The organism is Streptomyces sp. NPDC000880, assembly GCF_053599675.1.
The window spans coordinates 52,751-66,971 of the sequence record NZ_JBSFMS010000024.1 but is presented as its reverse complement, the minus strand read 5'-3'; the positions used below and the strand labels follow the sequence as shown (position 1 = coordinate 66,971).

General features: G+C 68.7%; 11 protein-coding genes and 1 pseudogene. 10 read left to right on the top strand and 2 right to left on the bottom strand.

The window, feature by feature from the left end; translation table 11 throughout:
• Positions 1–957: 957 nt before the first annotated feature.
• The 8 genes from ACWDO5_RS11260 (at position 958) to ACWDO5_RS11225 (ending at position 10,647) form a co-directional block, all read left to right on the top strand.
• Positions 958–2,442 (top strand): UDP-N-acetylmuramoyl-L-alanyl-D-glutamate--2,6-diaminopimelate ligase, encoded by a 1,485-nt coding sequence (locus tag ACWDO5_RS11260; RefSeq protein WP_450530063.1) that lies wholly within the window; start codon positions 958–960, stop codon positions 2,440–2,442.
• 731 nt (positions 2,443–3,173) lie between these two features.
• Positions 3,174–3,521, top strand: coding sequence for a MerR family transcriptional regulator (locus tag ACWDO5_RS11255; RefSeq protein ID WP_450530062.1), 348 nt, complete (start codon positions 3,174–3,176; stop codon positions 3,519–3,521).
• Between the two features lie 371 nt (positions 3,522–3,892).
• Positions 3,893–4,096, top strand: coding sequence for a cold-shock protein (locus ACWDO5_RS11250; protein ID WP_069775160.1), 204 nt, complete (start codon positions 3,893–3,895; stop codon positions 4,094–4,096).
• A 360-nt stretch (positions 4,097–4,456) separates the two neighbouring features.
• Positions 4,457–6,004, top strand: a complete 1,548-nt coding sequence (locus tag ACWDO5_RS11245) for a DEAD/DEAH box helicase (protein ID WP_450530061.1) — start codon at positions 4,457–4,459, stop codon at positions 6,002–6,004.
• Between the two features lie 64 nt (positions 6,005–6,068).
• Positions 6,069–6,461, top strand: a complete 393-nt coding sequence (locus ACWDO5_RS11240) for a CBS domain-containing protein (RefSeq protein WP_450530060.1) — start codon at positions 6,069–6,071, stop codon at positions 6,459–6,461.
• A gap of 55 nt (positions 6,462–6,516) precedes the next feature.
• Entirely contained in the window at positions 6,517–6,825 is a 309-nt protein-coding gene (locus tag ACWDO5_RS11235) for an SCO5918 family protein (RefSeq protein ID WP_450530059.1), read from the top strand.
• A gap of 430 nt (positions 6,826–7,255) precedes the next feature.
• Positions 7,256–7,606, top strand: coding sequence for a CU044_2847 family protein (locus ACWDO5_RS11230; RefSeq protein ID WP_450530058.1), 351 nt, complete (start codon positions 7,256–7,258; stop codon positions 7,604–7,606).
• Between the two features lie 41 nt (positions 7,607–7,647).
• The gene (locus tag ACWDO5_RS11225) at positions 7,648–10,647 is read left to right on the top strand and encodes a tetratricopeptide repeat protein (RefSeq protein ID WP_450530057.1); all 3,000 of its coding nucleotides are present in this window, start codon (positions 7,648–7,650) and stop codon (positions 10,645–10,647) included.
• Positions 10,648–10,662: 15 nt separating this feature from the next.
• On the opposite strand, the gene ACWDO5_RS11220 is transcribed toward ACWDO5_RS11225, so the two are convergent.
• The gene (locus ACWDO5_RS11220) at positions 10,663–10,839 is read right to left on the bottom strand and encodes a hypothetical protein (RefSeq protein WP_450530056.1); all 177 of its coding nucleotides are present in this window, start codon (positions 10,837–10,839) and stop codon (positions 10,663–10,665) included.
• Between the two features lie 947 nt (positions 10,840–11,786).
• Here ACWDO5_RS11220 and ACWDO5_RS11215 point away from each other — a divergent pair.
• Positions 11,787–11,992: pseudogene (locus ACWDO5_RS11215) on the top strand (amino acid ABC transporter ATP-binding protein); the annotation flags it as partial.
• A 79-nt stretch (positions 11,993–12,071) separates the two neighbouring features.
• On the top strand, positions 12,072–12,995 hold the full coding sequence (locus tag ACWDO5_RS11210) for a glutamate ABC transporter substrate-binding protein (protein ID WP_450530055.1): 924 nt from the start codon (positions 12,072–12,074) through the stop codon (positions 12,993–12,995).
• 104 nt (positions 12,996–13,099) lie between these two features.
• Here ACWDO5_RS11210 and ACWDO5_RS11205 read toward each other — a convergent pair whose 3' ends face one another.
• Positions 13,100–14,086 (bottom strand): ArsR/SmtB family transcription factor, encoded by a 987-nt coding sequence (locus tag ACWDO5_RS11205; protein WP_450530054.1) that lies wholly within the window; start codon positions 14,084–14,086, stop codon positions 13,100–13,102.
• Positions 14,087–14,221: the final 135 nt, after the last annotated feature.

Sequence of the window (14,221 nt, the reverse complement as noted above, 5' to 3'; positions counted from 1 at the left end):
ATACCACCTGCCCATCCACGGCCACCGACCCGAAACCGGCTCAGAAACCGGTCAGAAGATCACTCTCAAACCACGCCGGTGGATCGAGGCTTAGGCGTCGAGGCCTCGCCCAGAGCCGCGCGTCAACTCACCGCTGAAGTACGGCACATCGATCTGCCCGAACCGATGGGGCGTCAACTTGTCGATGGCGCTCGGCGCTCGGCGCTCGCTGGCTACGGTAGCGCGACCGACAACCCGGCGAGGGTCTCGCGGGACCTCTGCTCGTACAAGGTGCATTGATCACGTGCGCCGGCGAAGACCTCCGATGCGGTGGAGCTGTCCAGGCACGCACTGCACGGAGGTCTTCGTGTCCTGCCGTAATGCCCGGCTGCCGTACGGTCTGCGCAGCCCACTGCACCGCTGCTCAAGCCTTCGTCCGGAGCGGCCACTCCCCCCGTCGGCGCTCAGTGGGGTGACGGTGCCAGGGCCGTGGAGTGGGCAGTTCGACTCCGCGCCATGCGCACAGCGCCGACGACAAGGCTCATGACCGACACGGATCGAAAGCCGTGACGGTGCGCTTGCGCGCACGGTGCCCGCGGGCGGGGGTCGGGTCCGCTGTACGCGACGTACACTCCACCCATGGGTTGCACACACGCGATGAGGGAGTGCCTGCGAGGGGCCCCCCGCGTGCTGTGCCCCAGTGCGCCCCGGCTTCGTTGCCGCGCACTGCACGGCCACGGCTAGCCACTTCCTGTCGGACCGGGTCCGATCCCCTTCTCTGCCCGCAGAGCTTTCCGACACCACTCGCGGCCGCTTTCTCCTCTTTTCTGCGGTTCTTCCGCTTTCCGGGGACACCCGGCTATCGCCTGTCCCTCACCACCCCGCATCCCTGCACCATTCCCGCGGCTGCTCGACGTGCCGTCGCCACCGCCGGTGACGGCCGACGTCCGGCCTGTCCGCACCCCGAGAGGACCCCCTGTGAAGTTGAGCGAATTGCTGGCCGGGCACGACCACGAGGTCCTTCTGGGCGATCCGCAGACGCGCATCACCGCGGGAACATGCTTCGACGCCCACCGCGTCTCGCCGGGGTCCCTGTTCATCGCGGTGCCCGGTCACCGCGAAGGCGGCCCCGAAGCCGTCGGCCCCGCCCTGGCGCGCGGCGCCGTCGCGGTCCTCGTCGACGCCTCGGTGTCCGACCTGCCGACGGCGGTGCCTGCCCCGGGAGCCGGAGTGTGCGTCGTACGAGTCCCCGATACGCGTACGGCGGCGGCGGTCGTCACCTCCCGCTATTACGGCGAGCCCGGGCGCGAGATGGACATGGTGGCCGTCACCGGCACCAACGGGAAGACATCGGTGTCGTACATGGTGGAGTCCGTGTTGCGGATCGCCGAACGCGCGCGGGTGGGCGTGATCGGGACGGCCGGCAGCCGGATCGGCGATGAACTGATCCCCATGCCCAGATCAGTGCTGACCACACCGGAGTCACCGGACTTCCAGTACCTGCTCGGCCACATGCGCGACCGCGAGGTGAGCACCGTAGTCCTGGAGGCCACGTCGATGGGCCTGCTGACCCACCGGGTGGACCACGCCTTCATCGACGTCGGCATCTTCACCAACCTCACCCAGGACCACCTGGACGACCACGGCACCATGGAGAACTACCGGGATGCCAAGCTGCGCCTGTTCCAAGGGCTGTGCCGGCGCGCGGTGGTCAATGCGGACGACCCTGTGGGCGCGGGAATCGGCGCGATGATGCCCGGCGCGGTCACGACCTACGCCCTCGACGCCGAGGCCGACTACCGGGCGAGCGACCTGAGCATGGACGCCTTCGGCACGCGCTTCACCCTCCAGCACGCCGGATACAAGTACCCGGCGGCGATCCCCGTACCGGGACGGTTCTCGGTGGCCAACGCGCTGGCCACCGTGGCGGCCTGCCACCTCCTGGGACACGACCTGGCCGGACTGGTCGCCGCGCTCGACCGGATGCCGCCGGTCCCTGGGCGGTTCGAACGATTCCAGACCACCCGCGGCACGTCTGTGATCGTGGACTACGCCCACTCCCCCGACTCGCTCGAGAAAGTCCTCACCGCCATCCGGGAGTTCGCTACCGGAGAGGTCATCACCGTCTTCGGCTGCGGCGGCGACAGGGACACCACCAAACGGGCACGGATGGGTGAGATCGCCGGGGCCCTCTCCGACCTGGTCGTCCTCACCTCCGACAACCCGCGCTACGAAGACCCCGAGGCGATCCTGGACCAGATCACGCCCGGCCTGGTGGCGACCGGCACCCGCTTCGAGCGGTGCGCGGACCGCCGCCAGGCCATCGACTTCGCCCTGTCCACCGCAGGACCGGACGACATCGTCCTCGTCGCCGGGAAGGGGAGTGAGCCTTATCAGATCGTCGGCGAACAGCTGCTGGCGTTCAGCGACATGGCCACGGTGCGTGAGCTAGCCGCCCGGTAGTAGGAGTTACGTACCGCGTGCCCGGCCTCGACGTCCTCAGGTTGCGTGTCCCGGTCGCCAATCAGGCCAAGCCCAGCGAGACCGCTACAGCGATGGTGGCGCCCACAGGAGATCCGCAGCGAGGACCACACCGGGCGGGACCCGGCGGTAGGCCCCCGGGGCGGGGGCGGGCCCGCAGCCGGGAGCACATCGCGAGGCGGTGGCCCCCGGCTGCGGAGAGCTGCGGCAGTACGAAGATATTTTCTCTCCCGGATGAGAAAAATCTGTCACGTCTAAGGTAGAAATTGCGCGGTCTCATGGTTAGAGTTTCTTCCGTAGTCGACGAAGTCAGCGATACGCGGCAGAGACGAACTGGCGCGAGCAGTACACGGCACGGCGATGGAGTCCTCGGATCAGGAAGGGCAGGAAGGTCCCAGGTCTGCTGGCCGGGCCGGGCGGCCCCGGGGGTCGCCGTGCAGCACCGCACGTGCAGAGCAGTACAACCCGAAGAATTCAGAGAGGAGCACACGCCATCAGGATCGCCCGGGCGGAGCCAGTTCGCCCGGGTACCGCAGGCCCCGATTGGAAGGTGGTCCCCGGTCACGCATCCGCGATCCCCGCACCTCCGACCTCAAGGACGGACGCGCGGAATACGAAAGCCAGCGCGCAGCGCCGGCAGATGGTGTTGATACCCCTCGGGGCCCCGGTGTGTACGCACCGGGGCCCCTCGACGCGTTCCAGAAGAGGTGCAAATGACCCCAGAAACCCCGCCGCACGCCACCGATCGATTCGATGATGACGACTACCCCGCCTACACCATGGGCCGCGCCGCCGAAATGATCGGCGCCACCCCCGGCTTCCTCCGGGCGGTCGGTGAAGCCCGGCTGATCACCCCACTGCGGTCCGAAGGCGGCCATCGCCGCTACTCCCGCTACCAACTACGCATCGCCGCCCGCGCACGCGAACTGGTCAACAGCGGCACGCCGATCGACGCAGCCTGCCGCATCGTCATTCTGGAAGACCAGCTCGAGGAAGCCCTGCGAATCAACGAGGAACTGCGCCGGCCCACAGCAGACTCGGGCGGAGCCGCCACCTCCTGACTGGCGTCTGACTGCCATCCGAGCATGGCGAAGCCTCACCCCCGGACCACAGCACAGTCCGCTCCGCTCAAATGAGCGCCACGCCCCCCGGATATCTATTGCCGCAGCCGCAGATATTCGGGCGATGCGCGATGAGGGTTTATGGCGCGGCGGGCGGAGTGATATTACTCGCCGCGCCCAGCCGCTTGCACCGTGCTACCGTTGTTCTCAGTTGCAGTTGTGGTTCCCAAAGACTTCAAGTGCCCGTGCCGACGTTATTGCCGGAGCGTGCACTTCTGTATTTCCGGATGCTTTCCGGACGGGGTAATCATTACGGCGACGCGGAGCTCGCACAGTGCGGGCACCGGGTATTGCCCCGAAGGAGATAAGACATGGCTACTGGCACCGTCAAGTGGTTCAACGCGGAAAAGGGTTTCGGCTTCATCGAGCAGGACGGCGGCGGCGCTGACGTGTTCGCCCACTACTCGAACATCGCCGCCCAGGGCTTCCGTGAGCTGCAGGAGGGCCAGAAGGTGAACTTCGACGTCACACAGGGTCAGAAGGGCCCGCAGGCGGAGAACATCGTTCCCGCCTGACGCTGACGCGCACGACGTAGCTGGGGCCCGCACCTTGGGGTGCGGGCCCCAGCTCGTTGCATTCTCCGGGTTGGCCAGGCCGCAGCGGCTTCACATACGGCGAGACGCAATACTCTTCCTCACCGTACGGCGGATGATTACCCCACTGCTCCGGCCGGACGCAGGTCCGCCCGATGCTCCATGATCCGGCATCCCAGCCTCTCTGGCGCATATCAGTCATTTTGACGTGTCGGCCCCTGCCTTTTGCGTCGGCGGCCGGGCTTCGTCTTCGTTCTTACTTCGGCTCGTTCTTGCAATTCTCCATGCCGCTCATTGCTGGCGAGAATTCCTGGATGCGTGCCGCATCGAGGAAGGTTTTGCATGAACCGCACAGCTCGCACGAACGACCGCTACGCCCGCAGCCGCAAGGGCGGCACCGCCGGTTCCGGCAGAGGCGGCGGCTTCCGTTCGCAGTCGCAGGGACGCCAAGGCACCCCGGGCCGCCCGGGTGCCCCGAGCCGCTCCGGCGGCTACGGACGCCGTCCCGCCGCACAGCAGGGGGAGTTCGCGCTCCCGGTCACGATCACCCCGGCTCTGCCCGCCGTCGCGGCATTCGCCGAACTGGACATGCCCGCGCCCCTGCTGGCGGCGCTCCGCACCGAGGGCGTGGCCGTGCCGTTCCCGATCCAGGCTGCAACCCTGCCGAACACCCTGGCCGGCCGCGACGCTCTGGGCCGCGGCCGCACCGGTTCCGGCAAGACCCTCGCCTTCGGCCTGGCCCTGCTGGCCCGCACCGAGGGCAAGCGCGCCGAGCCCCGGCAGCCGCTGGCTCTGGTCCTGGTTCCCACCCGGGAACTGGCGCAGCAGGTCACCGACGCGCTCACCCCGTACGCGAGGTCGCTGAAGCTGCGGCTGGCCACCGTGGTCGGGGGTATGTCGATCGGCCGGCAGGCCGGAGCCCTGCGCGGCGGGGCCGAGGTCGTTGTCGCGACCCCGGGACGGCTCAAGGACCTCATCGAGCGCGGCGACTGCCGCCTGGACCGCGTCGGTATCACCGTCCTGGACGAAGCCGACCAGATGGCCGACATGGGCTTCATGCCCCAAGTCACCGAACTGCTCGACCAGGTGCGCCCCGAGGGGCAGCGGATGCTCTTCTCCGCCACCCTGGACCGCAACGTCGACCTACTGGTCCGCCGCTACCTGCACGACCCGGTGGTCCACTCCGTCGACCCCTCGGCAGGCGCGGTCACCACGATGGAGCACCACGTACTGCACATCCACGGCGCCGACAAGTACGCCACCGCCACCGAGATCGCAGCTCGCGACGGCCGGGTGATCATGTTCCTGGACACCAAGCATGCCGTGGACCAGCTCACCAAGCACCTGCTGCACAGCGGCGTACGGGCCGCGGCGCTGCACGGCGGCAAGTCCCAGCCCCAGCGCACCCGCACCCTCGCCCAGTTCAAGACCGGCCACGTCACGGTGCTGGTAGCCACCAACGTCGCGGCCCGCGGCATCCACGTCGACAACCTCGACCTCGTCGTCAACGTCGACCCGCCCAGCGACCACAAGGACTACCTCCACCGCGGTGGCCGCACCGCACGCGCCGGCGAGTCGGGAAGCGTCGTCACCCTGGTCCTGCCGAACCAACGCCGTGACATGACCCGCCTGATGGCCGACGCCGGCATCACCCCGCAGACCACCCAGGTCCGCTCCGGCGAGGCCGAACTGAGCCGTATCACCGGCGCCCAGGCGCCCTCGGGTGTACCCGTCACCATTACCGCACCGGTGGTGGAGCGCCCCAAGCGCAGCGCCCCCTCCACAGGTGGCAGGCGCAGCCGCAGTGCCCAGGCCCGCCGCTCCCCCGCTTCGTCCCAGGGGCGGGCAGGCACCTCGCAGCGCCCGTCCTCGTTCACAAGCGCCGCGTGAAATCGCAGCCATGCCGGTCGCCGCGACCCATTGATCCACCGAACACAGAAGGTGTCCATTGACGATGATTCTCACGCAGCCGCGGCAGACGGACCGCATCGGGCTGACCGCCACCGACGCCATGACCTCACCCGGACCGCAGGTCGGCGATGACATGATCGTCGACGTCGCCCTGTCCGTCCTCATCGGCGCCGGCGTGGGTCACCTGATCGTCCGCGGTGAGGACGGCCGCTGTGCCGGTCTGGTCTCCCGGGCCCAGCTCACCGCGTACCGCAGCGGCTCCTGGTACTCCGAGGACACGCGGTTGCGGGACATCGTCCACGACCGGGGACCGTTCACCCTGTCCGAAACGTCGCTGCTCGAAGCGGAATACGCCATGCGGGCCCGAAACCTCGGTACCTCGCCTGTGGTCGACGAGGACGGATACATCCTCGGCGTCCTCACCCTCACACGCTGATCTCCCCTGGCCGGCATTCCGTGTCCTGCCTTCCCTCCAACCCTGTTGAGGCACTATGCGCTGCGTCATTGCCCGCTTCCCCTTCGACCTGGTCAAGAGTGATGTGCAGCAGTCGATGAGGGGCATCAAGCCTGAACCCGTCACGGGTGACTCTGTGACCATCGGCCGCCGCACCTTCCCCGTCAAGCAGGTGGGCGAAGTGATCACCGGGCAGGATCGCCGCGACTTCACCGCCGGCGAAGTGACCAGGGCCCTGACACGGCTCGGTTTCACCTGCCACACCGCCCCCTCGGTCGTCCGCGCACCCGTCCTCACGCCGCTCGAGACGGCGTCAGCGCAGCTCGGAACAGCGGCGCGCATGTGACCGGGACTGACGAGGGCTGAGACCAGACAGCATTGAGGGCCCCGACCGGCAACCGGTGGGGCCCTCTTCCGGCTGGGCGGGCCCATGGAGCCGGGCACCAACCACCCAGCCGGCCGGGGTTGACGAGGCAGTCTGCGACCGTCACGGAGCCTTGCGCACCCTCGGACGGTAGGCGCAGGATGCGGCCGCTCCGACAGCGATCACATCTGTGCGACCGTCACGGAGCCTTGCGCACCCTCGGACGGTAGGCGCAGGATGCGGCCGCTCCGACAGCGATCACATCTGCCTGAGAATGTCTCCACCGGCGGTGGAGTCCCGATGCCGCCGGTGTGGCCCTAACGCCCCCGGGAACATGGAGAGTTGACGCACCTGGCAGCTCGTACGAGAATCCCGCGGAGTGGGCCCGTCGGGGGCAACGGGGGAGGGCTTGATGGCGGCACACGACGCAGGTACGCGCACAGAACTCGACGGCATCGATCCCTCGCCGGACGGCGGCCATGTGCTCGTCGAGTTCGCGCAGGGGCGAGGCCTCCGGCAGGTCGCGACCAGCCCCGCCGACCTGGCCCGCCGCTCGGAGGGCGCGGTCGACGCCGCGATGGGCACCATCCGTTCGATGGCGCGACGGGTCGAAGCCGCGGTCGATGCACTGCCGCGCCGCCCCGACCAGGTCGAAGTCGAGTTCGGTATCACGCTGGACGCCGAAAGCGGCGCGTTGATCGCCAAGGCCAGCGCCGGTGCCTCGCTCACCGTGCGGCTCACCTGGAGCTCGGACCGTCCATGACCACCGATTCAAACAGCAAATACCTGGTCAGACTTCAGAATGTGAGGCTCATTACCGTACGGGTCGCGCTGCCCGACACCGGCGAGACGCTGGGAACCGGGGTGGCGATCGCCCGGCAGGGACTGATCGTCACCTGCAGGCATGTGCTGGAGGCGGGCGGGCTCGATGCTCGGGCCCATCCGGCCCCGGAGGTCGACGTCCACTTCCCGGCCGTGGACCACTGGAAGGCTCTGACCCAGCGGGCCAAAGTCGTCGCGTTCTGCGCCGACAGCGACGACGACATTGTCTGCCTCAGAACCGAAGGCCTGATCCCCGCAGGCAGAGTCGCCGTGCTGGGCGACGCGGCCGCGTCGGCGTGGAATGAGTTCATCGGCTACGGGTATCGCCGGCTGGGCAAGTACCAGGGGCTCCTCGCCCAAGGCATGATCATGGGTGAGATCGAGGCGCCCGAGGGTCACTCCCTCATGAAGGAGCCTGTCCAGCTCCGGTCCTCGGACATCGCCGAAGGCATGAGCGGAGCCCCCGTACTCGACCGCACACGCAATCTGGTGGTGGGGATGGTCTCCGAGAAGTGGGGCTCGGCGGGCACCGCCGAGGACCGCGACACCGCCTGGGCAGTCAACGCGCACCTCGTCAGCTTCCCGCCATTCTCCCTGGTCGTCCGAGCCGACCCGCTGCCCATGCAGCACGCCGAGCCGCCGCGGATGGACGACGGCCTGCTGCGCCGGGCCCAGCCGCCGCGCTCCGACCGGCTGGAGGACGCGCCGGGGCCGCTGACCGAGTGGGTGGCGCGCGAGAGCCTCCTCGCGGAGACCGACCGGGCGGCCGACGATCCCGAGACCCTGGTCGTGGGGCTGATCGGGTTCGGAGGCGAGGGCAAGACCACCATCGCCCGGCAGTGGCTGGAGCGCCGGTCCAGGGCAGCCAGGGGCGGGAGTGGCCACGACGGGCACGAGTCCGGGGCGCCGCGCTTCTTCTGGTGGAGTTTCGCCGAACGCGCCGGGGCCGACGACTTCCTGGAGGCCGCCCTCGACTTCGTCAGTGGCGGCCGGATCACCTCCGAGGACTGCGGTGACGGCCGCGCCCGTGTCGAGATCGTCGCCTCGCTGCTGAGCAGCCAGCCGTACGTCTTCGTCCTCGACGGCCTCGAAGCCGTACAGGAGCAGCGCGGTGACCACTACGGATCCGTACTCAGCCCGGATCTGCGGGACTTCCTCACCTTCTTCGCCACTCCCGGCCACCGGTCCTTCTGTCTGATCACCTCGCGTGCACCAGTCGTGGACCTCATCTCCTTCGTGACGTACCGGCAGATCGACGTTCCGGCGCTGACCGCCCTGGCGAGCCGGGAACTCCTGGCAATGCTGGGCGTACGCGGCTCCGATGCGGCGCTGGAGCGGGTGGGCCTGCAGTGGGGCGGCCACGCGCTCACCCTCAGCCTGATCGCCGCCTATCTGGTCAAGCGGTACGGCGGTGACGTGCGGCGGGTCGCCAACCTGCCACCGCCCGGCCCCGACATGCCGCGCGCCGAGCTGGTTCGGCGCATCCTCGGCCAGTACGACGCATGTCTGTCGGAGACCGAACGCGCCCTGCTCGTCGGCTTCAGCGTCTTCCGTACGCCGGTGGGAGAGGAGGCGCTGGAGGCCGTGCTGCCCCAAGGCGCCCCGAGCGAAGGGCCCGCGCTGCCCGCAGCGCACGCCGCCGCGCTGGTCCACCTCATCGACGCCCGGGTGGTCCGGCGCGACCAGAGCGGCAGGCTCGGCACCCATCCGCTGATCCGCGACTACTACTACAAGTCCGCCGTCAACGACGTGGACCACACCCGGCTGCACGAGTGGGCCAAGCACTACTATCTGCGCCTCGCCGACGCCCGCACCGAGCCTGTCGCCACCCTCGACGCGCTCGACCCGCTGATCGAGGCCGTCCACCACGCTTGTCGTTCCGGCGCGTACGCGGAGGCGTATGTGCTCATCACCGACCGGCTGTACGCGGGCGACCGCGGCCTGGTCACACGTGAACTCAGCGCCTACGACACGGTCCTGGCCTGCTTCGCCGACTTCTTCCCGCGCGGCGACTTCCGGCGCGAGCCCTACACGGTCGGCGGCGACCCGGAGATGCGGGGCTGGGTGCTGCACGAAGTCGCTACCAGCTTCCAGATGCTGGGACGGCTGTGGGACGCGGTGGCCGCGCTGCGCCGGGCCGAGGCTGCGTTCCGCGGGCTGGGCCGCTACCACCAGGCCGCCGTCAGTTGCCAGAACCGGGCCGAACTGCACCTGGCGCTCGGCCAGTTGACAAAGGCCGAAGAGGCGATCGCCAGCGCGTTCGAGCTGGCGCGGCGGGCCGGCGACCGCGAGGACGAACTGGTCGCCGAGACCTTGCGTGGCACCCTGCACCACTACCGCGGCGAGCACGACGACGCGGAGCGGTCCTTCACCGCGGCCCTCCGCCTTGCCCGCGAGTTCACCCCGATCCCCCTCCTGTACAGCTGGAGCGGCATCCACTACGCCGAGCATCTGCACGCCACGGGGCGGCCGGGGGCGGCCCGCCGGGCCCTGGAGGCGAATCTGACCGTCTGCCGCCGGGCCGGGTGGACCGCCGACGAGGCCGCCTGTCTGATCGGCCTGGGAGACCTCTCCCTGGACCAGGCGGAACGGTCCGGCGAAACCCCGGACAGTGCGGCCCTGGAGCAGGCCCGCGTCCACTTCGAGGCGGCTCACACCATCGCGCGCGGCATCACCCGCCGGGACGTCTTGATCGGCTCGCTCCTCGCCCGCTGCAGGCTCGCCGCGGCCACCGGCCGGTCCGCGAGCGCGCGCGGGGATGCGGACCAGGCGCTGGCGATGGCAGGCAGCGGCGGCTACCGGGTCGCAGAGGTCGAGGCCCGGATCGTCCTCGCCCGCGTCTATCAGGACTTGGGCGACGAACAGGCGGCCTGGGAGGAGATCAGCCGGGCCTCGGAGACCGCGCGGGAGATCGGCTACCGGCGGGGCGAGGACGCGGCGATGGCTCTCGAAGGCCGCCTCGACGGGGACAGTTGGGGATAGTGCCGCCGGGACGGTTCAGGCGCTGGTTTGGGTCTCGTCCTCAGTGTCCGGGTCGGTGTCGGTGTCGTACGAAGAGAGCTCCTGCGCGAGTGAGTCCAGCAGGGCCGCCGGGATCCGGCCGTCCATGGCGGTGGTCTCCCGGTGGGCGGCCGGCTCCGCCGGTTCCGGGATCTCGTCCTGCGCGGATGTCATCGGTCCGCTCCTCTCCTGGCGACGCGCGACGGAAGGCCGCGTGTCCATCATGCCCATGTGACGTCGGGCGGGACATCGGATTCGCCGATGGGTCATCTCCAGACCCGCCCGGCGCCCGGACGCCACGCCGTGCACCAGGCAGACGACGATGCTGTCCCGGTCACGGCAAGGACACCGACTACTGGCCTGGAAGGGCGGCCGGCTGTGCCGCCCGCTCGCACTGCGGCGGACCCGGCAGCGACGTGGCATTCGCCGTGCCGGGTCCGGGCGTCAGCCGCACCTACGGCCGTTATTGATGCAGCTCACTGCGTTCCTCATCAGCGACGAGGACATCACGTTGATGAAGTCGCCATGGTCCGTGACAGGCTTGTGCCACTGCTCAGGGAAGCTGTCGACGGCGAACACGGAGCCGGGCGAAAAGCGTGTCCAGTCCCTCCGGGCTGGTCGAGACCCGGTCGATTTCGGCGACGATACGGTCCAGAGTGCTGCGGCGCGGGGTCGACAGCGGATCCAACACCCGCGTACGCACCCAATTCTGGTCGGTTTCGCGCCACCCGCGGAGAGTTGCCCATAGGCAACTGCGACCTGGCTGTCCAGTTGCGCGAGTTCATTGTCCACAGCGGGCCGCGCCTCCTGCGGCACACTCGACAAACGGACTGCGATGTCAGGGCAGTTGATGGTCATCGGCACTTGCGCCGCCTCGCGTTCGCGTGCGAGCTCGCCCTCCAGGCGTACAGTGCCGCCGTAGTGGGCGACCGTGAGCGAGCCGGTCGCCTGCTGCAGTACAGCGCCGACACCGCACGAGGTGCCGTGTCACCGGCGCAACAGGTGTGCGAACTATACACCGCCCAGGACCTGGGAAGGATGCGCAGGGTCAGTCTCCTTCGTGTCCGGCCGTAGCCGGACCGTGATGCTCAAGTTCCCCTCAGATGTAATGACGGCGAGACAACAGAGTCCTTACTGTCCTGCCTACGCGACTCGCGCGCGACGCGACAACGATGATCGTCGTCACGCACGAGATGGGCTTCGCACGGTCCACCGTGAACCGGATCGTGCTCGTGGCCGACGGCAAGATCGCCGAAGAGGCTCGCCGGATGAGTTCTGCAACAACCCGCGCAGCGACCGGGCCAGGGACTTCCTGTCCTGGATCCTGACGCGCGACGTCCCGCGGCGACGCCCTTGTCCCCAACCGTCGAGTCTGCCGAATCTGTTGATATGAAGGATGTTTCAGGATGAAGCCCTGCAAGTCGGCCGTACTCGCGGCGATCGCTGTGCTTGCGGTCGCCCTCACGGCAACCGCCTGTGATGGCGAGTCCGGCACCGCCGGTGACAGGCCCACCGGCAGCCCGGACGGCGGGGACCAGCCGACGCTGCCCACCTACGAGGTCGCCACGGACGTCAGGATCGACTCCCCCACCCTGCGGAAGGCCCAGCAGGCGGGCAAGCTCGTCATCGGCTCCAAGAACGACCAGCCGTTCCTCGGCTTCGAGGACGCGGACGGCAAGCGGTCCGGCTTCGACATCGAGATCGCCAAGATGATCGCCGCCGACCTCGGGTTCTCGCCGGACGTGATCGAGTTCAAAACGGTCGACACCCGCAACCGCGAGGCCACCATCTCCAAGGGCGAGGTCGACCTGTACGTCGGCACGTACACGATCAACGACGAGCGCAAGAAGCAAGTTGGATTCGCCGGCCCGTGCTACACCGCGGGCGCCGACCTCCTGGTCCGCAAGGACGACAGGACGGTCAGCGGGCCGTACTCTCTCCAGGGCAAGACAGTCTGCTCGGTCAAGGGCTCGACCGCGATCCAGGAGATCAAGAAGCCCGATTACAACACCACGACCGTCGAGACGTCCAAGTACAACGAGTGCGTTCAGCAACTGCTGAACGACGAGGTCGATGCCGTCACCACGGACGATGCCATCCTCATGGGCTACGCCGCCCAGCGCCCGGAGAAGCTGAAGGTCGTCGGCAGCCCGTTCACCGAGGAACCCTATGGCGTCGGCATGAACAAGGATGACAAGGCGCTGCGTGACGCGGTTTCGGACGCCATCGAGGCGCACGACAAGAACGGCGATCACAAGAGGGCATACGACGCGACGCTTGGTCTGTCCGGCTCCAAATACGGCGGAGCGTCGATGGTCCAGCGCTACTGACACACCGACGGTGCCCATCGGCACCGTCGACGGCGACGGCGCCCGTCCCAGGCGCGTCGGGCACGCCAATGCCGTAGCCCCAGCGCGGCATTGGCCTCTGGACCTCAGCTGTTCGCGCTCCGCGTTCCACTACGTCGCCGGACCAGCAAGCCACCCAGAGCAGTGCGCTGGTGCAGGACCGCCCGTCCGGCGCGGACCGTGGTGATCAGGCCCGCGCCACGCAGCGCCGCGGTGTGGGCGGAAGCGGTGGCATTGCTGACGCCCAGCCGCCGGGCGAGCTCGCTGGTGGTGTGCTCCTCCGCGAGCAGGAGCAGTATGTCGACGCGGGTTCGCCCGAGCACCCCGGCCAGCGCGTCGTCTGTGCCGCCCGCCCCGGCCGGCGGGAGCAGCAATCCCGGACCGGCCGGGTAGGTCAGTGTCAGGGGGCGATCGGGCAGGTGTGTGATGAGGGGATGGCCGCTCCAGTGAAAGGTGGGCAGTAGCACCACGCCGCGACCGCGCAGTTTGATGTCCCACTCACTGGGCCCCTCGAACTCCCAGACGCCCTCGTGCAGTCGGGCGCCAGGGACGAGTGCGTCGAGTGCGGCGCCGATTCCGTACTCAGCCACGGCCAGGGCATGACGGGTGAACTCCGTCTGGTGCAAGTCCTGTACCAAGGGCCACACGGGGCGCAGTACCGTATCGAAGGCCGCATGCTGTGCGTGGCGGAGGAGTTGCCAGGCATCGGCGTCACCCCGGTGCAGGTCGCGGATCCACAGCGGAGCCGGGGACGGGCGTTTGGCATACACTTGCTCGATTTCGGAGCGGACCAGGTCCGGGCGCGAAGCTCGGACGGTGTCCAATCCCTCCTTCAGATTGTCGCTGATCACGTCGATGAAGTTGGGGGCCTCCCCCGCAGGGACCAGATCCCTCAGCGGCCCGACGGTGACCGGCAGGGACTGGAGCAACCGTCGTCTCCAGCGACCGAAAAGCAACTCGCCGTCGGGGCGGCACATCCTCATGAGGGCCACGTTCAGTTCTTGCAGCGGGGCCGGCCGGGACGCGAACCGGACCCGGGCTAAGTCGGCGGCCGTGAAATGGATCCGGATCACTAATCTCCCCAGCGGCGCTGCGCCATCCTTTCGGGCAGAGCCTAAATGATCGCCTGCACTCCCCGCTGGGCGCCAGCATTCAGGTCATGCCCTCTTCATTCACACGGGGGCCGCCTGAAGGCGCAAGGACTGAAG

What these genes read in the sequence shown, in the direction of transcription:
- ACWDO5_RS11255 (WP_450530062.1), top strand. Translation starts at nt 3,174, where the DNA reads ATGACCCCAGAAACCCCGCCGCACGCCACCGATCGATTCGATGATGAC.
- ACWDO5_RS11250 (WP_069775160.1), top strand. Translation starts at nt 3,893, where the DNA reads ATGGCTACTGGCACCGTCAAGTGGTTCAACGCGGAAAAGGGTTTCGGC.
- ACWDO5_RS11245 (WP_450530061.1), top strand. Translation starts at nt 4,457, where the DNA reads ATGAACCGCACAGCTCGCACGAACGACCGCTACGCCCGCAGCCGCAAG.
- ACWDO5_RS11240 (WP_450530060.1), top strand. Translation starts at nt 6,069, where the DNA reads ATGATTCTCACGCAGCCGCGGCAGACGGACCGCATCGGGCTGACCGCC.
- ACWDO5_RS11235 (WP_450530059.1), top strand. Translation starts at nt 6,517, where the DNA reads ATGCGCTGCGTCATTGCCCGCTTCCCCTTCGACCTGGTCAAGAGTGAT.
- ACWDO5_RS11230 (WP_450530058.1), top strand. Translation starts at nt 7,256, where the DNA reads ATGGCGGCACACGACGCAGGTACGCGCACAGAACTCGACGGCATCGAT.
- ACWDO5_RS11220 (WP_450530056.1), bottom strand. Translation starts at nt 10,839, where the DNA reads ATGACATCCGCGCAGGACGAGATCCCGGAACCGGCGGAGCCGGCCGCC.
- ACWDO5_RS11210 (WP_450530055.1), top strand. Translation starts at nt 12,072, where the DNA reads ATGAAGCCCTGCAAGTCGGCCGTACTCGCGGCGATCGCTGTGCTTGCG.